Origin of the sequence: Streptomyces violens (assembly GCF_000717745.1) — a bacterium.
GTDB lineage: Bacteria > Actinomycetota > Actinomycetes > Streptomycetales > Streptomycetaceae > Streptomyces > Streptomyces violens.
The window spans coordinates 360,621-377,603 of sequence record NZ_JOBH01000003.1; the positions used below are offsets into that span (position 1 = coordinate 360,621).

General features: G+C 65.9%; 16 protein-coding genes and 1 pseudogene. 10 read left to right on the plus strand and 7 right to left on the minus strand.

What is annotated here, in order from left to right:
- Positions 1-271: 271 nt before the first annotated feature.
- Positions 272-1,453, minus strand: coding sequence for an SLATT domain-containing protein (locus tag IF04_RS37185; protein WP_157847613.1), 1,182 nt, complete (start codon positions 1,451-1,453; stop codon positions 272-274).
- Positions 1,454-1,644: 191 nt separating this feature from the next.
- Positions 1,645-2,432: pseudogene (locus IF04_RS0108175) on the minus strand (IS5 family transposase).
- A gap of 304 nt (positions 2,433-2,736) precedes the next feature.
- Between IF04_RS0108175 and IF04_RS0108185 the strand changes: the two are divergent.
- The 5 genes from IF04_RS0108185 to IF04_RS0108205 all read left to right on the plus strand — a co-directional run bounded on the left by IF04_RS0108185 (position 2,737) and on the right by IF04_RS0108205 (position 8,745).
- Positions 2,737-3,138, plus strand: a complete 402-nt coding sequence (locus IF04_RS0108185; protein WP_030252959.1) for a DUF6507 family protein — start codon at positions 2,737-2,739, stop codon at positions 3,136-3,138.
- Positions 3,135-5,555 carry a hypothetical protein gene (locus IF04_RS36505; protein ID WP_051830859.1) on the plus strand — a complete coding sequence of 807 codons (2,421 nt, stop codon included), beginning with the start codon at positions 3,135-3,137 and terminating at the stop codon, positions 5,553-5,555. The genes IF04_RS0108185 and IF04_RS36505 overlap by 4 nt, the downstream gene beginning before the upstream one ends.
- A gap of 2 nt (positions 5,556-5,557) precedes the next feature.
- Positions 5,558-6,418, plus strand: a complete 861-nt coding sequence (locus IF04_RS0108195; protein WP_030252964.1) for an immunity 49 family protein — start codon at positions 5,558-5,560, stop codon at positions 6,416-6,418.
- Positions 6,419-6,728: 310 nt separating this feature from the next.
- Entirely contained in the window at positions 6,729-7,973 is a 1,245-nt protein-coding gene (locus tag IF04_RS0108200; RefSeq protein ID WP_342668120.1) for a DUF6177 family protein, read from the plus strand.
- A gap of 238 nt (positions 7,974-8,211) precedes the next feature.
- Complete coding sequence (locus IF04_RS0108205) at positions 8,212-8,745, plus strand: NUDIX hydrolase (protein ID WP_030252969.1); 534 nt, start codon at positions 8,212-8,214, stop codon at positions 8,743-8,745.
- Positions 8,746-9,144: 399 nt separating this feature from the next.
- Here IF04_RS0108205 and IF04_RS0108210 read toward each other — a convergent pair whose 3' ends face one another.
- The 3 genes from IF04_RS0108210 to IF04_RS0108225 form a co-directional block, all read right to left on the minus strand.
- Positions 9,145-9,813, minus strand: coding sequence for a YdcF family protein (locus IF04_RS0108210; RefSeq protein ID WP_030252971.1), 669 nt, complete (start codon positions 9,811-9,813; stop codon positions 9,145-9,147).
- Positions 9,814-10,157: 344 nt separating this feature from the next.
- Positions 10,158-10,523: a hypothetical protein gene (locus tag IF04_RS0108220; protein WP_030252975.1), complete on the minus strand. Its 366-nt coding sequence runs from the start codon at positions 10,521-10,523 to the stop codon at positions 10,158-10,160.
- Positions 10,524-10,537: 14 nt separating this feature from the next.
- Entirely contained in the window at positions 10,538-11,791 is a 1,254-nt protein-coding gene (locus IF04_RS0108225) for a helix-turn-helix transcriptional regulator (RefSeq protein WP_030252978.1), read from the minus strand.
- Positions 11,792-11,955: 164 nt separating this feature from the next.
- Here IF04_RS0108225 and IF04_RS0108230 point away from each other — a divergent pair, with 164 nt between their 5' ends.
- Positions 11,956-12,339, plus strand: coding sequence for a DUF6415 family natural product biosynthesis protein (locus IF04_RS0108230; RefSeq protein WP_157847614.1), 384 nt, complete (start codon positions 11,956-11,958; stop codon positions 12,337-12,339).
- 70 nt (positions 12,340-12,409) lie between these two features.
- On the opposite strand, the gene IF04_RS0108235 is transcribed toward IF04_RS0108230, so the two are convergent.
- Complete coding sequence (locus IF04_RS0108235; protein ID WP_030252982.1) at positions 12,410-12,898, minus strand: TrmO family methyltransferase domain-containing protein; 489 nt, start codon at positions 12,896-12,898, stop codon at positions 12,410-12,412.
- A gap of 69 nt (positions 12,899-12,967) precedes the next feature.
- A complete protein-coding gene (locus tag IF04_RS0108240; RefSeq protein WP_030252983.1) occupies positions 12,968-14,344 on the minus strand; it encodes an NsdA family TPR-like regulatory protein in 1,377 nt (458 codons plus the stop codon).
- A gap of 215 nt (positions 14,345-14,559) precedes the next feature.
- On the opposite strand from IF04_RS0108240, the gene IF04_RS0108245 reads away from it, so the two are divergent.
- From IF04_RS0108245 to IF04_RS0108265, 4 genes are all read left to right on the plus strand, one after another.
- Positions 14,560-15,000, plus strand: a complete 441-nt coding sequence (locus IF04_RS0108245) for an ATP-binding protein (RefSeq protein WP_030252984.1) — start codon at positions 14,560-14,562, stop codon at positions 14,998-15,000.
- Positions 15,001-15,473: 473 nt separating this feature from the next.
- A complete protein-coding gene (locus IF04_RS0108250; protein WP_030252985.1) occupies positions 15,474-15,713 on the plus strand; it encodes a hypothetical protein in 240 nt (79 codons plus the stop codon).
- 586 nt (positions 15,714-16,299) lie between these two features.
- A complete protein-coding gene (locus IF04_RS0108260) occupies positions 16,300-16,638 on the plus strand; it encodes a hypothetical protein (RefSeq protein WP_051830863.1) in 339 nt (112 codons plus the stop codon).
- Positions 16,639-16,730: 92 nt separating this feature from the next.
- Entirely contained in the window at positions 16,731-16,925 is a 195-nt protein-coding gene (locus tag IF04_RS0108265; RefSeq protein WP_030252990.1) for a hypothetical protein, read from the plus strand.
- Positions 16,926-16,983: the final 58 nt, after the last annotated feature.

A 16,983-nucleotide genomic window follows, 5' to 3' on the forward strand; every position in this document is an offset into this window, starting at 1 on the left:
TGTGTGCCAAATGAATCTAGCTAACACGCTGCTGCGCGCTTTGCGGTCATCGTTAGCGAGGTATGTACCGCCAGCAGGCTCCCGGGCCGTCACCGCCCGGGAGTAGGCGCGGTTCATGGGGCCCGGGGCTGGGTTTCCGGGGCCGCCGAGTTCCCTCCGGCGCAGCTGGATCCGTGACAGTGCCATGGCGGCTTGCCAGGTGTCGTGGAGTGGCGAATGCCGAGCAGGCGGCTGCCGGTAACGGCAGGCAGCTCGGAGGCCCCCCTGCCGGTCAGATGACTTCGGCTTGCCCCTGATGTGGCTGTTCCAACTGTTGTTCCCGCTTGCGCTGCTCCATCCGAAGCGTCTCCACGTTCTCCGCGAACCTCTCCAGGTTCACCGCCGCGTCCGCATCCGCGTACGGCGCAATCCCCAAATCGAAGGCCGTGGCGTGCTGCTCTACCTGGTCCGCGGTCTGCTGAAGGTTGTACGCCCGCTCACGGAATTTGAAATAGCCCGTCACTGCGGTGGCGAACGCAAGGAATGACCCCAGCGCGATCAGGATCGTCTTACCCGGCTGCGGGGTCTCCCAGAAAGCCGTAGTCGCCGTGGTTCCCACGGACGCGAAGAACACCCCCCACTGAAACCAGTTGTGAATACGCCGGTAGAATCGTGTGTCGCGCCGCAAGCGATCTATCACCCGAGGTATGTGCTCCCGGTAGCCGTCCCTCCGCTCCGTCGTCGGGCGCGTCTTTGAGGCGTTGAGGATCCATCGGTCATGGATGATCTCCAGATCCCTGCGTAGCAGGAACACCGACCTGACACCGTGTTCCTCGTCCTTCACCCGCAAGAAGAAGCCGACCAGGAACACCACCACCAGGACCAGCATCACCGCGAAGGCCACACTGTTGAACGTGCGCAGGTCCGGCACGTTGTCCGGCCACAGGTTTCCCCATGCGACCACTGTCAGAACCAGCGGCATCACCACAAGCGGCACCAGCCGGAGCCACCGCGACAGCAGAGCCCTCCGTACGCGGCGTTCCGCCGTCGCGACGTCCCGCCGGTAGGTGATAACGCTGTTCGCGTACTCGTACTGTTTAGTGGGCTCTAGGCGCCACCCGTACTCTTGTTTTGGGTCATTGAGGTATTCAATGACCTCTTCAACGAGGTCGCCCCAGGTGGAACCCGAGCCTGCGGTGAACAAATTCTTAAGTAGTACGTGAGGTTTGTATCGGTCAGGTGACCCATACTCATGGTGGAATACGTATGCGCCGTCACTGGCGTATCTGACCTGTCTAGCTATTCGGACATGTATGGTCCACTTGAGTTCTTCCCTATCGGTCTTCCAGGCGGCGGAGAGGATCGCGTCTACGCCCTCCCAAGTCAACACGAAGCCCTCGGGGAGGGGGGTGAGTATGTCGGCCTCCGACAGCCGCTGGCCTTCGTATGCGAGGTGATGCAGGACATCACCCACCCACGGTTGGTAACTGTCGGCGGTCTCGGGTTCAGGTTCGCGCGGCACGTCGGTAAGGCCAGACATCGCGGAGTGGCTCCCGGTCAAGGGTCGTGGTGTGTGGTCGACGGCACGCTACCGCCGCCCTGCCTTCCACCAGTCGGTAACCCGCCTGCTTGGGGGTGGAGTTGACCACACCCGCTCCTAAGACGTCATTTCATTTCGAGTCGTCGATGGCAGATGAGAGTCGAAGCGATGGCGGTGAAGGCGAGGAAGTGCTCGGGCTTGCGCTCGTAGCGGCGATGGAGGCATCGGCAGCCCAGCAGCCAGGACACCGTGCGCTCAACGACCAGGCGGTGCCGGCCCAGCCGCCGCGAGGACTCGGTGCCCTTGCGGGCCAGGCGATGGCGAATCCCGCGGCCGGCTAACCATCGCCACAGGTGCGGGTAGTCGTAGCCCTTGTCGCCATGGAGCTTGCCGGACCTACGACGCCGCGGTCCACGGCGGGAGCGGATCGGCGGTATGCCCCACACCAGCGGGATCAGTGCCTGACTGTCGTGGAGGCTGGCCGCGGAGATGCCGATCGAGACCGGGAGGCCGTTGCCGTCCACGATGAGGTGGATTTTCGATCCGCTCTTGCCGCGGTCGGTCGGATTCGGTCCCGTCAACTGCCCCCTTTGAGGGCGCGAACGCTGACGGAGTCGATCGCGCACCGCGACTAGTCCAGCTCGCCGCGGGCACGAAGCTCGTCCAGGACCGGGCGGTGCAACTTGGCCCACACCCGGGCCTCGGACCACTCGGTGAAGCGGCGGAACGCGGTCACCCCCGGTAGTCCGAAGCCCGGCGGCAGTTGATTCCACGTGCACCCCGAGGTGGCCACAAAGATGATCGCGGGCAGTACCTCACGGTCCCCGCGCCGACGCCGGCCACCGCCCTGCGGTCGTTCCGGCGCCGGCGGCACCACGCGCGCGAACAGCTCCCACAGGCTGTCCGGCACCATCCGCTCGACAAGAGGGGCAGTCACCACCCCAGACTGCCGCAAGATCACACCAAACGAAATGACGTCTAAGTGGTCAGGGTGAGCGAAGTCCTCTCCCGCGCACTCCATGCCGAGTCGCTCGTCGACAGTTGCGGGGCGGGGAGGCGCACTGACGTCAGGGGGTCCACCTGCGGTCCCGAGTCTGGTGGGAGCGCAGATAGGTAGCGGGGGCAGCCTGAGCGCATACAGCTTCTGGGTTGTCAGTGGTGTGTGTGACGATGGCTGCTGTTGGAGGCGTCCCAACTGAGCGGCTTGGGGGATTGGCATGACGGGGTGGGACATCTCGCCTGCGGGGGTGCGGTCGGTGATCTCTGAGGTGAGGGAGGCCGCCGACGGCATGAACGCGGGCCTCAGGCTGTACGGGAGCAGTGTGCAGGGCGCCATGGAGTCGGCAGGCACGCTGGCCTTCGGTGGTGAGGGGGCCGGTGGCGGCCAGGCGTCGGGGTTGGTGCCGGTGGCGCTGGCCACGTTCGCCAAGGAGTCCGAGAGGGATGTGGCGTTCCTGCCGCTGCGAGCCAGTAATTCGGCCAACGGGGCGGTGGAGGCGACCAACGCCTATGTCACCGGGAGCCTGGAGCAGGCGTGGAATGCCCAGCATCAGGCGACGCTGGCCCCGGATGTGTCCGCGGTGTTGGAGGCCGCCCGTAAGAAGGCGGACGAGAAGTGATCAGTCCGGAGAAGATACCGACCTTCACCGGGGACCTGGCCGAACTGCAGGGCGAGATCATCTCCATGCGGCGGGCAGCGCAGGAGATTCGGGGACACGGCGGAGCCGTGCACTCCCGGTTCCAGCGCTTGGACGCCTTCTACCAGGCGCCCGAGGCTGAGCAGCTGTTCGCGACCACGCAGGCAGTGCGGGAGAAGTCGGGGGACTTTGCCGACCATCTGGAGACGGTGGCCGACGCGTTGGCAGGCTATGCGGACGAGGTCGCCGAGATCGTCCAGCGGCTGGAGGAGTTACGCCACCGGGCGACGGCGTTCGTTGCCTCGATCACGGGTGAGCACGGCGTCTTCTTCGACTGGGAGCGCGACCAGGACAAGGCCGATGAGCACCAGGCACTGTGGAACGGGGTGAATGCAGCCGTCGCGGCCTTCCAGCAGGCCGAGGTAACGGCCGCGGACAAGATCACAGCCACCGTCGGCGGTACACAGTGGCACATCAACGACGGCAGCCCGAAGCAGAAGAACGCCTACGGGTTCAGTACCGATCAGCTCGCCGAGGCCGAGTCCTTGCCCTGGGGAAGCCCCGCGCACTATCACGCCCTGCCGTTCGGGATCGACTACCACCTGCAGGAGTTCGGGGTGGGGCTGTACGACAACGTCGTCGGCTCGGTGGAGGGACTGGTCAACCTCTTCAGCTCCGGCGAGGAGGGCGACGCTACGCGTGAAAGCGCGGGCAAGATGTTCTTGGGCATGGAGTCTTACCTCTTGGACCCATCGGGCGACCGCAAGAACATCGATCCCAACTGGCGTCGGCTCCACGCCCCTTACAGGAAGGACGCCAAGGAGTTCGCAAAGTCATTTGTCGCCTGGGACGACTGGTCCACTAACCCCGCCAAGGCATTCAGTACCGTCATCTACAACGGCCTCACCATGGGCGCGGGGCCGCTGGGGGTGGCCTCCAAGGTGGGCGCGGTGGGCAAGGCCGGCAGCGCCGCACGCGTGGCCGGCGCCCTGTCGAAGGTTGGCGAAGTCCTCGACCCGATCGGCGCGGCATCCAAGGCGGTGGGGACTGCGGCCCGCGCCCTGCCCAAACTCTCGGAAGTGACCGCCGGCGTCCGTGCGGCTACGAGTGCAGCGGCCGCCGCGGACATTCCGCACAGCGTCATCGAGCTGTCCGACGGCGCCAAGGTCCGCATCGAAGACGGCAAGTTCATTCCCAGCGGGAAAGGCGCTCCCGACACCAGCCTGGCTCCGCACGAGCCGTCGGCCGCCCAGCGCACCCCACCGGTCGAGACGCCCCGCGAGCACGAACTGGTCGGCGCTGGCGCCCGCAGCCCCGAAGCCTCAGCCCACCTGGGCGAGAACTTGCCGCCCCAAGCCAGCCACGATCCGCCCGGCGGAGGCGAGCGCAGTGCCTCGGGAGGGGAAGCCGGCACTGCACACCATGCGCACTCCGGTGCGTTCGCTTCTGCCGACGGACCGGACGCTAACGGCGCAGGCCGCGCGGGTGACAGTGGTCACCACGCTCCCGATCGGCACGGAAGTAGCGGGGGCGGCGACGGCGTACCTGACCGAAGTGCGATGTCGGACGAGGAAATCCTCCGAGAGCAGGTCGACCGCGCGAACAACGACCCGGACTGGCGCAAGCAGCACTACTACAAAGACGGCCGACGCCGGTCGGTCGAAGGCGTGGACGAGTACGGGAACGACCTGCCCCAGCTGAGAGCCACGGGCGACCCGGACAGGCCGTTCACCGCGGACAAGACTCCGCCGCTACGGGCCATTCACCACCCCGGGAAAATCATGGGCGACCCGGCAACGGTCGAACCCCAGCATGTCGATACGCTGAAGCGCGACGCGGAAGTACGTCGACATCTGATCGACCACGACATGGCCACCGAGAAGAAGAAACTTGCCGCCATCGCGGAATATAACTCACATAAGACGCCCGAGAACGAACTGGCGGTGAATGACGCCATACGCGAATACAAGGACAGCCACTCGGCTGCGCGTGACGCGAGTGAAGATCTTGGTGAGGACGCGGCGGAACTCCACGCCATTCGGGACCATTATCCACAAGCTCAGAGACTGGACGATGGCGCTCGTGGTAGATACAGATTCGATCAGATTTGGCGTGCGCAAAACGGCCGCTATGTGGTAGTGGAAGCCAAGGGGTCACTCCGGGCCAAACTGGGGGTGCGCAACCTTGGAACGGGAAGAGATGTCCAGCAAGGGACGCCGGAATACTTCGAAGCGACTCTCCTAGCTATGGAGGCTCGCGGAGAGATTGACTTGGCGGACGAGCTGGCCCAAGCTTGGGCGGACGGTAACCTTGATTACATCGAGGTGCGAGCGAACCCTGTCGGGCCTGAGTATCATGGATACGAAATGACGTACTTCAACATCGGTAGAGGGCGTTAAGGATGGCCATTATCGTGCCGCGCCACGCGTTTCCGCTTGAGGGTGCAGAAACCCGTGCTGAAAAACTTGACAATAGCGCCCGCCGTAAGATCGGCTCCCTCGAGCGGTCACCGGCCAACTTCAACATGGCGCTCGGAACCTCGCTGCTCGCCGCCCAGACGCACTGTGCCCATGACCCCAGAGCTGCCATGCTGCCCACCTGGGAAGCATGGGTAACCGCCATGCAAGTGGGCTCCGCCCTGTTCGCCGCGGCCACCACCTCGGACGAGACGGTGCAGTGCCGGATTGCCGACGAGATGCGGACGATCCCGGCCACAGGCCCTCAGCATTACACCGATGCGGGAAACTGGCTGACTTCCTTCTGGCTCGCGGTCATCTGCCGAGAGCAGGAGCGGATGACCCAGCTGGCCAACGTCCCGATCTCTCTCTTGCGCGCTTCCGGCGCGGTATTCGACGAGTATGTCTACTCGTGGGTGGAAGCTTTGCAGGTGACGTGGCGGGAAGGAGGGGACTTGGGAGAATTGCTTACGGCCGCAATGAACGGCACTCATCCCGATTCGCTGCGCGTGGCCGACCCGGACTTGGTACTGAAGACCCTGTACCCGCCCATCAACTTGTTCACCCGGTACATCATGCGCGAGCCCGGGCAGTTCAACGAGGCCCTGTCCGACGCAGTGCGATGGCACAAGGAGTACTGGTCTGAGGACGAAGAGCGGAGCAACAGCAGCGCGGGACTTGTCGCCCTCGCCCCACTCGCCCTCGCGTGCCTTGCCTACGACGCCGGTTTCCCGATCGAGGTCGAATCCGAGTATCTGCCTAAGCACCTGCTGCACCGCACCTGGCTGAACGAGTTCGACACGTGATCATCGCTGAGGATTTGAGCAGCCTCCGCACCGATTGATTACTGCGGCACCGGGTTAGCTTGCCCCGGCCCTATTGACTTGGATTTTTGTGACACAGGACGTCATTGCCCTGACGCCAAAGATGCCCGACGTCCACACGATTCTTGCCGGGCTGTACGCGGGCGGGCCTGGCATGCGCGTGGGAAGTGCTTCCGAGGGAGCCGCCGTCCAGTTGCATGCAAGCGACGGCCGCCCCATCGTGTCCGTCGAGGCTCCTCTGTTCATCCAAACGCCGGGTGAGGCCGCCCGGTTGCTTGGCGAGGACGTACGCGTGAACGCCCCGATGTGGTGGACCGAGGTGCGAGCCAGTACAGCGGTCGAGGAGGCCGGACACCTGGCCGGGGCCGTTGCCGGGCGGCTTACCGCCGTGCTGGGCGGCACCACCTGGCCACCTGACGCCGCACATACCGACATCGTGACCGTCCCCGCCGCAGACGCCGAAGCGCCTTCGATCGTGGCCGGCGAGGATCCGCTGTCCGTCGACGTGGTCACCGATCGGGCAGCTGTGGTCATCCAAAACCGCCCCATAATGGCTGCCACCAGCTGGTTCACCGACGTCTTGCGCGCCGCGGCTGCCTCCGGGCGCGAGCTGCAGGTTGTTACCCCGCCCGACACCCGACTGACCCTGCCTGCCCGGTCGCTGCTGGACGGCCTGCCGGCCCGCTGGGTCGTCCGCGCCCCCGATGGTGGCTATTACGACGGGCGCTCCGGCGCGGTACTCCATTGGCACGAGGGTCACTTCACGCCGCTGCACACCTCCGGCAACGCCGCGGTCGCGGATGCCTACGCCGCTTGCCCAGATCCTAATCCCCAGGGCGAGCGGCAGCTGCTCCTCTCCCTGCGCACCACGCACCGCGCCGACGAGCGCCTCCTTCTCGGCGGAGCTTTGGAGGTCGCCTGGGAGGCCCTCACCGGCGCACCGCCCGCCGGATGGTCCACCGCCGAGCCCGTTAACCTGCCCTGGGCACCCCGACAGCTGACTGAGCTGGCCCGCACCCGAGCCCAGAAGTCCGCCCCCACCTGGCTGGTCACCGTCGGCGCTGCCGACCACCCGGCCATCGCCACCCTCCGAATCACCCGCACCCCCGCGGGAGTCGAAGAGCACGTCACCCTCGCCGTCGGCTACACCGCAGGCCGTGCCCCATCCTTGGACGTCCTACCCGAGCTCGCCGAGACCCTCACGACTCAGCACGGGCTGGCCTCGATGCTCATCCACCTGCACACCGCCCGCGCGGACCTGACCACCCCGCCCCGCCGTGAAGCGCTCCCGATCCCAGTTTCCTTCACACTGGGCTCCCACGCGGTGCGTGCCGTCGGCCGCACGGTCGCCGAGTACGCCCCGGCCGTGCACACCACCTCGCTCGGACCCACCACACATCCCACGCTGCACTACTTCCTGGGCGACGGCACCGACCCGGCCGCATGGAAGCGTCTCGATGAGCTGAACGAGTATTTGAAGGGCAAGGGCACGCCTGTTAGGCAGGCAGACGATGGTGAAGCGATTCAGCGGTCGTGATGCCCGCACAGCACAGCCGTCCCCGACTGGCAGTTTGCAGGGCATCTAAACGGCATCTGCGCTGAGTTGGACCATGTAGGACACGGGCTACTGGGGCAGGCGGGGTGCTGATGAGAAGGGAAACAGGCGGAGCGGGGACACTACAGGTTTGTGCGTCATCCCTGATGGTTCCCGAGGTAGCGGTCGTTCCTCGCAGAAGCCTGTCATGCTGGGGGCTCACAGCGAGGGAGCAGAGCGCATGCAGTGGCAGGTCCATGGCGAGCGACAGGTTTACACGAATCCATGGGTGAACCTGTGTCTTGTTGATGTTCAGCAGCCAGATGGTCAGCGCTTGGAGTATCACGTGGTGCGCCTGCGGCACCTCGCTGTCACGGCGATCGTCGATGATCAAAGACGTGTGCTCATGATGTGGCGCCACCGCTTCATCACGGACACTTGGGGCTGGGAGCTGCCAATGGGACTCATAGAGGAAGGCGAGACCCCAGAGCAGGCGGCAATGCGTGAGGCTGAGGAAGAAACTGGGTGGAGGGTCGAGGAGGTGAAACCGCTCATCTACGCGCAGCCGGCAAATGGCATCACCGACTCCGAGCACCACGTCTTCCGGGCCCGCGCTGGTGAGTACATCGGGCCGCCCACCGAACTCAACGAGTCAGATCGGGTCGAGTGGATCCCGATCTCGAATCTGAAGGCGATGATCGATCGACGAGAGATCGTTAGCAGCGGCTCGTTGATCGGTGTGCTCTACCTCCTGCTCGACGAGGCCTTGACCTGAGCAGGTGCTTCACAGCACGCCGGTGATCTGCCCGCTCTCTGCGCTGAGGTCCACGCCCCACGAGCGCGGAGCGCACCGTGGGCCAAAAGGGACTATTTAGGTAGTGCTGCGAGAGTATGTGCGTGATACATCGGCGGAATCTGACGGAGTCGACGAGACGGGCTTCTCGGATGATGGTCGCTCGTCCGTGAGGCAGGTGGGTGGGAAGAGCGAGCCATTGGCGCTGCTGAGATCGATCAATGGCAGCGAGGCGAGCACGGTGCTGGTAGTCGCGGAGGGGCGAACTGTACGTCGTCCAAGACGATCCAGCAGTTCGCCGGCGAACGGCTTGGCCAGCGTGCTCAGGCGCCACAGTGATTCGGTTGGTGAATGGCTCAGCGCCCGCCCGATGCGGGCAGGTCATGAGGAGAGGAGTCTGCTGGTGAAACCTTCGTTGGTGAGAGACGCGTACGCGGCATGCACGTCCTCCGGGACGTCCTGCTCGATGGCGAATCCGAGCGATGGGTACTCGATTACCCGTTGGAGGTCGCCGACGAGCATGTCAACGACGAGCTTTTCGTCCCCGATGCTCTTGAGATAATCGTCGAATTCCAAGGGTTCCGAAGCGCAGATCACCTCCACCTCGGGCCACACCTTGCGTGCGGTGGCGTATGAGCGTCGTTCCATGTACGGCTTGGACACGAGCAGCACTGACTTCGGCGTGATGCCAGCGGCGGCCAGTACCTCGCGAGAGAGCGCGATGTTCTGGCCGGTGTTGCCGGCGTTGGGCTCCAGCAGGATGGCACTGTCCGGGACACCGAGTTCGAGGGCGTGTTCGCGGTAGTGGACGGCTTCGCCATGTGGGAAGCGGGCCGCTGTGGTGGGGCTGTTGCCGCCGGTGAACACCAGGGTGGTGTAAAGGCCGGCGTGGTACAGCTCAGCGGAGAAGGCGGCCACCCCGAGGTCGTGACTGCCAAGACCGATGGCGGCGTCGGTCGGGCGCACCTCGTGGTACATCTGGTGGTAGTCCCAGATCAGCTTGGCTTCGCGCCACTGTTGTTCGCTGATGGCCTGCTGGTAGTCCGACACTCGCTCGTCTCCCTGGTTACGGTCGCAGGGGACCTGGCGCCCCCGGCTCGTCTTCTGGATGTCCTCTATGTAGGAGGGCGGCGCAACGCTCAGCGGATGCGCCGGATCATCACCGTGAGGCGCATGTGCGGACTGAGCGTGGCGCGGTAGCGATCTGCGTCGTACTCAGCAGTAGACCAGTCACCGAGGGCGAGATAGGCCGTGAGTGCCAGAGACTGCAGCTCGGCCTCGTCGTAAAAGGCCAGCAGCCAGATGAGGCGAGAGGCGCCCGGCTCGGCGCGACTGCTCTGTTTCGTCCCGTGTCCCGGAGCCCCGCGTCGGCTCCGGGACACAAGACCTGTCGCTTAGCTCAGGCTCTTCTCGATGGCCTCGAAAATGTCCGAGTCAGTTTCCTGCTGCCACTGCGGCAGGTCCGGCCAGTCCGCCACGTAGCCCGGCTTAGGGTCTTCAAAGTGCTTGTACATCTGAGCCGTCCAGCACGTCGCCACGAAGCGCCCTTTCTGCTCGCGCGTCAGTCGCGAGGCGTGGCCGCCGCTCAGCTCGAGGAACTGGCGTACCTGCTCGTACACGGCGCCAGCCGCCGCACGTTCCCAGTCAGGGGTGCCTTCCCAAGGCGTCACGTAGCCGGGCTTCGGCTCGCCAGGGAAGTGCTCACGAACGCCTGCGATCCACGCCTCACGGAACAGTCGCGCGCCCTCGGTCTGCGACATGCTGGCCCCTCTCGTCACGTCGTACTCAGTGCGCTGATCTCCGCTCCCAGCTCGGCGATCCTCCGATCCCGGGCCAGCGGGCCGATCACAGCTCGTAGGCCCTGGAGTCTACGGGCGACGTAGCCGGAGGAAGATTCCCGAGCCAGGGTCAGCGCCTCCCGCCCGTACGTGATCACTTGGTCAGCGTCACGCCTCTTCGCCCCGATCGCCGCGAGGTCGGTGAGCACAGCGCCGCGGCGGCGGAAGGACTGCCCCTGGGCGAGAGCGCCCTGCTTCAGCGCGGTCGTCAGCGCTGTTTCCGCGAGGTCCAGCCGGCCGAGTTGCACGTACCGGGCACCACGCTCCTCCGCCAGACGGGAGCCGTCGAACCGCAGCCAGCCTCCGTTGTGCGCAGGTGTGGCGAGGTTCTGCACCTTCTCGGCTTCGTCGAGAGCCCGTTCACAGGCGGTTAGGTCCCCCATGCCGGCGAAAGCTTCTGCCTGAACGGCCGCTACCCAGTGACGTGTGGACAAGGAGCTGTCCCCGCGCTTTGCCACCCTCTCAGCAGCTGCCAGCACGCCTGCGGCCTCTCGATACCGCTCTTCGTACACGTCCACGTATGCCTGGCGGGTCAGAGCGCACGCCCACAGGTCGAAGGCTTGGGCGTCCTTGCTGGCAGACGCAGCCAGCATGTAGGAAGCCGCCGCATCGGTGTAGCGGTTGCTGTCGAAGGACAGCTCCCCTGCAAGCTGGAACAGATCGCCGGCTGCGTTGCACAGTGCTGGCACTTCCGCATCCGAGCGGTTGGCCAGAGCGCCGTTGAGTGACGACATCTGATCGCGCACGATCGGGTACACCGAGCCTTTGGAACGGGCCAGTTGGTAGACCTGCCAAAGATGAGTGTTCATCCGCGTGAAGTCTGACGAGGCTCCGCGACGTGCCCCTTCGGCCAGGGCCTCGGCTTCATCGACCGGCAAGGCGGTCAGAGCGCCGGTTACGGCAATCGCGCGCAGAAATTCGCGTCGGATCATGTCGTCGATGTCCCCAGAGCCGTGGTGATCGCTTGGTGGCGACCCTGCGGCTTCCTCAGGAGGCGGTGGCGAGGCCACCAGAACGTCCAGCTCGTCAAGGTCGATGTTCAGCAGCTCCGCCAGCTTCGGCCGAATGGGCGGCTGTGGCGAAGCCTTGTGCTTCTCCCAGCGCTGAACCGTTGTGCGGTCGACGCCGAGCGCGTGGGCAAGTCCTTCCTGACTGTAACCCAAAGCTTTCCGCCGCTTGGCCAACCCCACTGCGGTTCCCTTCCCCGGCCTACCCGGGCGTCCCCACATTGCGCACCCGTGCATCAGAACTGCCTCAAGAGTGCCGCATTGATGCCGTGGAGCGCTGTGCCTTGGAGCGGTTTCCTGAACGTGTCAGCCAAACCGTGGCTCACAAGAAAGGAGGCCGGCACGTGATGGGAACCCAGGAGAGCGCGGTCGAGCCGCCCACTTCGCAGATCAGGTTGGATGCGCGCCAGGAGATTGACATCGACCTGATCAACGCGACCATCGAACTCGCCCTTGCCCCAGGCGTGTCCATGCCGTCTCGGGACACCATCGACGGCCGGACAGCAGAGCTCCACAAGCACCTCCGGCACCTGATGGAAGCCATGGACTTCCGTGCCAAGGAGCGCCCCGCGGTGCGAGCTCTCTACCGGATCGCCCACGGCCTCCTCGACTTGCAGAAGCGCCCCACCGCGGAGACCACGCACTACCAGGCGTGGGATCACATGCGGAACCTGGCCACCATCACCGCGGCCTTCCGCGACCTGTACCTGAAACGCACCACCGCCCTGTGATCGGCTGATGTACACGATTCCCTCTCGGGACAGCACCAACAGCTCTCTGCGGCAGGCTCAGGGGGGCGCTTCAGCGCTCCTTGGCGTCGCGCCAGTAGTTCTCGAGCATTTCGCTCGGCCAGGACGGCTGCGTGACGGGTCCGCGCGGCAGCATCTCCTGGAAGACGGCCACGAGGTCGATGATCGGGGTGCCGTCGTCAGCGTCAAGGTCAGTGACGTGCAGGTCGCGCCCCTCCACGCTGAGGAGCCTCGGGAACGAGGTGGCGATGCGGGCCGGACGCCTGTGGTTGTGGTGGACGAACGTTCCCGTAGCGGGCCAGTCGGGGTTGTCCCTGGGCGACCGGGCATGGAGGGCGACGTCGTCGGGCGAGCCCTCGCTGAAGAACCAGGTGACCTGGAGGTGGCTGAACTCCTCGATGCCCTGGAGCGTTTCCACCGGGTACTCGGGAGCGAGCCGGATGATCGACTCCACACCGCCCTTGAAGTCATCCAGACGGCCTGTGTGGCCGCCGACCACCGTGGCGATGATGGGAACCTCGATGTGCTCGGACACGCGCATCTCCTCGATCCGATCGCAGGGGGCCCGTACGGCCTCGTCCTGGCGGGCACCCCACTGGGCATGATCCGGTCAGGTTACTCGTCCGAGCAGCTCCCGGGCCCGCTCGTCGATCTCGGCTGCGGCGCTGATCCCCCGGTTCCGGTAGGGCGAGAGCATCCGCCGCATGGTGATCACGCTCTCTCGGGCCCGGCCGGACTGGACGCCCTGCATGACGTCCAGCGCCTGGCCCCAGACCGCGCAGGCTGCCTCGACACCACCCTGTTGTGCCTCCAGTGCACCGAGGTAGCCCAGTGTCACCGCGTGGGTCCGGCTGAACGTATCCGCCTTGCGGGTACGGACGCTGCGCCAGAACTCGGTTTCGGCTCCCTGGAGGTCACCGAGCGCCCACAACGTTCGTGCGGTCTCGTGGGCGAGGGACGCTTCAGAGAAGAACCAGACCCGGCTCGGTTCCTCGTCACCGGGCTTGGCTGCAGCCAGGTCGTCCTCAGCCCGGAGAAGAGCGCTTCGCGCCTCGCGCCGCTGCCCGTCCGTTGCCAGGCTGCGGGCCCGGACCACACCGAGCAGGGCACGCTCGCGCCGCGAGGCAAGGGCGTAGCGTCGGCGGTCGACGGAGGCACCGGCGAGGTCGACGGCCTGCTTCGGGTATCCGAGGTCGGTGGCCTGATGCGCCATGGCGCGGAGGATGTGGCCAGCCAGGGGGCCATCGTCGGCCTCGGCCGCCAGCTTGATCGCGAGCGTGAAGTAGCGACGCGCAGCCTCATGCTGGGAGGCGTCGAAGGACATCCAGCCGGCGAGGTAGACCGCTTCTGCAGCGGCGGCGTGCATGCGGCTTCGTGTCGTGTCGCTGGCGAACGTGCCGCCCAGGTAGGCCGCGACATCGTCGTAGATGTACTGGTGCAAGGCTGTCCGGCCGTCCATGCCGCCCTGTCGCTGATCACGGCGGGAGAAGAACTCGGTCATCTCGCGCACAGCGTGGATTTCCGATGCTCCGACCCGGCGGCCGGTGGTCGCGGGGCGGGACTGAGCGTGGCGCGGGGCATCGTCCCACCACTGCTGAGGGGGCAGAGCCAGCCCGCCTATCGAGTAGGCGGCCCCGGCCAACAGCCGGCGTCGGTCCACGTTGGTACTCCCGAGATCTACGAGGGCGGTCAGCGTATCGACGTGCCATTCGGAGGCACCTGGGTCATCCGGTGCGTCCAGCCCGATCTCGGCCGGGGTGATGGGGCGTTGGAGACGGCGGGACAGCGTCTCGCACAAGATACGCGGCGCCCGGCCCGAAGGCCGCGTGCCCGCGATCCACATGGCGATGTGGGAACGGGTGACGGCGAGCAGTTCCTCCGCGCCGGCCTCGGCAGCCACCCGGACTATCGCCGCCGCCATTTTGGGCTGCGACCAGCCGGTTTCCGCGATGGCAGCGGCCAACTTCTCGTTCCGTTCACGCGCCATGGTGCGTTCCTGCTCCGAAGATGATCTTTGACGGGTTTGACGGCATCGGAAGCCGTTCGGGGATGCCTACTCGCCCTTCCTAACGGTTCGCTAGGTGACAACGAAACCACCAAGTGCCGCCGTTGCATGAGGAGTCCGGCCAAAAACTGCCCCTGTGTCTACTGCTGCCGCCACGCCCGCTCCATGCCCTGCTAACGCCTCTCTGGAGAACGCCGATGACTCCCCTCACCGCCATCGTCGCCCCGGCCGCCACAGCCGCAGGCCAGGGCCTCCTGGGCGGCTTCGACGTGGCCTTGCCCCCGGAGGTCCGCCGTGTGGCACACATGCGCCGGGTCACCGCGGCCCACCTGCGTTACTGGGACTTGGATGCCCTCGTGGACAGCGCCACCGTCATCGTCTCCGAACTGGTTACCAACGCGATCCAGCACGGGTTGGGACAGCAGCCCATTGGGCTCCGGGTGACGCGCTCTGCGCACGAATTGCGCATCGAGGTCACTGACGGGACGCCGCAGCCAGCCCGGGTTCGGCGCGCGAATGACGACGACGAGCACGGCCGCGGGCTCCCACTCGTCGCTGGCCTTGCCGACGGCTGGGGCGTCAGCCGCGACGGTGCAATGACGTGGGCCACCTTCGTGCTTCCCGCAGGGAGAACCTGATGGTTGGGATCAATCGTGAAGCCACTCCTTCAGCAAGTGGTGTCGGCCAGCGCTCCTCGCGAGGCGAGATTATGACCTTCACACGCTCCACGGCCCGTCCGACCGCTGTCCCGCACGTCGTAGCGTGGAGCAGCGAGCGCCCGGGATACGAGTCCGACCTGGCCGTCCAGCTCACGCCCGGTCCACGTCTTGCCTACCGAGGCATCCCCCGCCCTACGGACCGTGATCGCGCCGGGGTGCTCAGAGCGAGGATGACCCACTCTCCCGGAGTCGGCCGGCCCATCTACAACAGCATGCACCCCGCACGGCAGCACCTCTGTATGACCTACATGAAATGCCAACACTGTGGCCTGCCGGCCAGTAGGAACCAGGACGGTTGGCTGTTCCTCGACTGGCGTAAGCCGTGGGATCCGCCGACATGGCCGGAGGGCTCCCTGACGGAGATGCCGCCCCTCTGTGAGCGTCACGCTCGCATGGCCATCGAGCGTTGCCCCCATCTCAGCAGGGAGGACTTCGTGGTGCTGAGGGCCAGGACGCCGAAGCTGTGGGGAGTCTTTGGCACTGCCTATGAGCTCACGGTCGACGGGTGGCGGACACAGGCTGTCGATGTGATGCGGCCTTATGGAGACGAGGGCCTGAAGGCCGTGCTCGCCTCCCGGACGGTCCGCGAACTTCGAGCAGTTGCTGTCGTCGATCTGCGGGAGGTCCTCTGATGGCATCGCTCAGCACTCGCATCAGGCGTTCCTCGAAGCGTCCGCTCCCGATCGAGGAGATCAACCGGCAGCGGATACTCAACCCGTCGCGGCCCACGCTCGCAGAGCGAGCGCGTTCAGTCCTCTGGGCGGTGGAAGAGTGGTGGCGTCGGCATGTCACTCATCGCGAGCTGTACCGCCGCCTCGACACAGCGGGCCGAGTTTTCCAAGCGATGCTCCCACCTGAGTGGGACTGCCCCGAGCACGCCAAGGAACGGTTGCGGCGCCTCAGGGAAAGGGCGGCCCACGAGCGCATCTGCGGAGCCGTGCCTTTCGCGGTCCCGCCGGAGGACTACCTGCTCGACCATCCGCCCGAGTAGACGGCCCGACCGGCCATAGACCGCCCGCCCCAGTTGCGTTGGAAGGACAGCAGCAGCTCGGGCGGGCCTCCAACCCCGTCCCGGTCGCTCATCTCACCCCGTGGTGTCACCCCGATGAGCGCCCGGGGCGGGTCAACAGACGCCGCGTTCCACAGCAGACCCACCGAACAGGAGGCACGGACCGATGCCCGGCTCTGCCGCTTCCGACCACATGCACGGAGTTCTTGATGATCCTCGGCCGCTACCCGTGGCTGCTCCGATTCGGCGTCACCCCGCGCCCGGAGACATTGCAGGGACGTCCCATCGACATCGTCGAGGCCAGTCTGCGGCTGGCAGTGGACGCCGCCGAGAGCCTGCTCGATACGAGCACGCCGGTGGGGCCGATGCTGTGCTGCCTGCAGCATGCGAAAGCGCTCATTCCGGTGCCAGCCGGCACCGTGGACTGGTGGTACGCAGCGCACTCGCAATGCCATGCCTCGCAGCACGCGTGCTCGGCCGGTCTTGGCGAACCTCTGCAGCCGCAGTGCTGGGGCTCTGGCTCATTCCGCCCGGCGCTCCGTGCCTGACCTCCCCACGGGCGCTGCACGACCAGCTAGGACGGTGCCGTGGCAGACGTTCTTCCGCCGCAATGTGCGCGGCGTGACCCACGGACGTCGTCATCGTGGTGAATCTCCCGCTCGTCGGCGTGCTGGCATTGATCGTTTGCCTGCTCGTGAAGCGATCCGGGCTGAAGGCCGGCCACACAGTTACGTGCCTGCTGCTCGGCTTCTACCTGGCTTCGTCCTCCGTTGCGCCCACCATCAACGACGCGGTGGTGGCCGTTCTCGATGAGCTCGGCTGCGTCCGGTTCTAGACCGGCTGTCGAGGCGCGGTCGCGTTGTGGTCCGTACGCATTCCCCCTTGCGCGGCGG

Excerpts from the sequence above, each read along its gene's own strand:
- IF04_RS0108185 (WP_030252959.1), top strand. The coding sequence starts at position 2,737 with ATGACGGGGTGGGACATCTCGCCTGCGGGGGTGCGGTCGGTGATCTCT.
- IF04_RS0108195 (WP_030252964.1), top strand. The coding sequence starts at position 5,558 with ATGGCCATTATCGTGCCGCGCCACGCGTTTCCGCTTGAGGGTGCAGAA.
- IF04_RS0108205 (WP_030252969.1), top strand. The coding sequence starts at position 8,212 with ATGCAGTGGCAGGTCCATGGCGAGCGACAGGTTTACACGAATCCATGG.
- IF04_RS0108220 (WP_030252975.1), bottom strand. The coding sequence starts at position 10,523 with ATGTCGCAGACCGAGGGCGCGCGACTGTTCCGTGAGGCGTGGATCGCA.
- IF04_RS0108230 (WP_157847614.1), top strand. The coding sequence starts at position 11,956 with ATGGGAACCCAGGAGAGCGCGGTCGAGCCGCCCACTTCGCAGATCAGG.
- IF04_RS0108235 (WP_030252982.1), bottom strand. The coding sequence starts at position 12,898 with ATGCGCGTGTCCGAGCACATCGAGGTTCCCATCATCGCCACGGTGGTC.
- IF04_RS0108240 (WP_030252983.1), bottom strand. The coding sequence starts at position 14,344 with ATGGCGCGTGAACGGAACGAGAAGTTGGCCGCTGCCATCGCGGAAACC.
- IF04_RS0108245 (WP_030252984.1), top strand. The coding sequence starts at position 14,560 with ATGACTCCCCTCACCGCCATCGTCGCCCCGGCCGCCACAGCCGCAGGC.
- IF04_RS0108250 (WP_030252985.1), top strand. The coding sequence starts at position 15,474 with ATGGCCATCGAGCGTTGCCCCCATCTCAGCAGGGAGGACTTCGTGGTG.
- IF04_RS0108260 (WP_051830863.1), top strand. The coding sequence starts at position 16,300 with ATGATCCTCGGCCGCTACCCGTGGCTGCTCCGATTCGGCGTCACCCCG.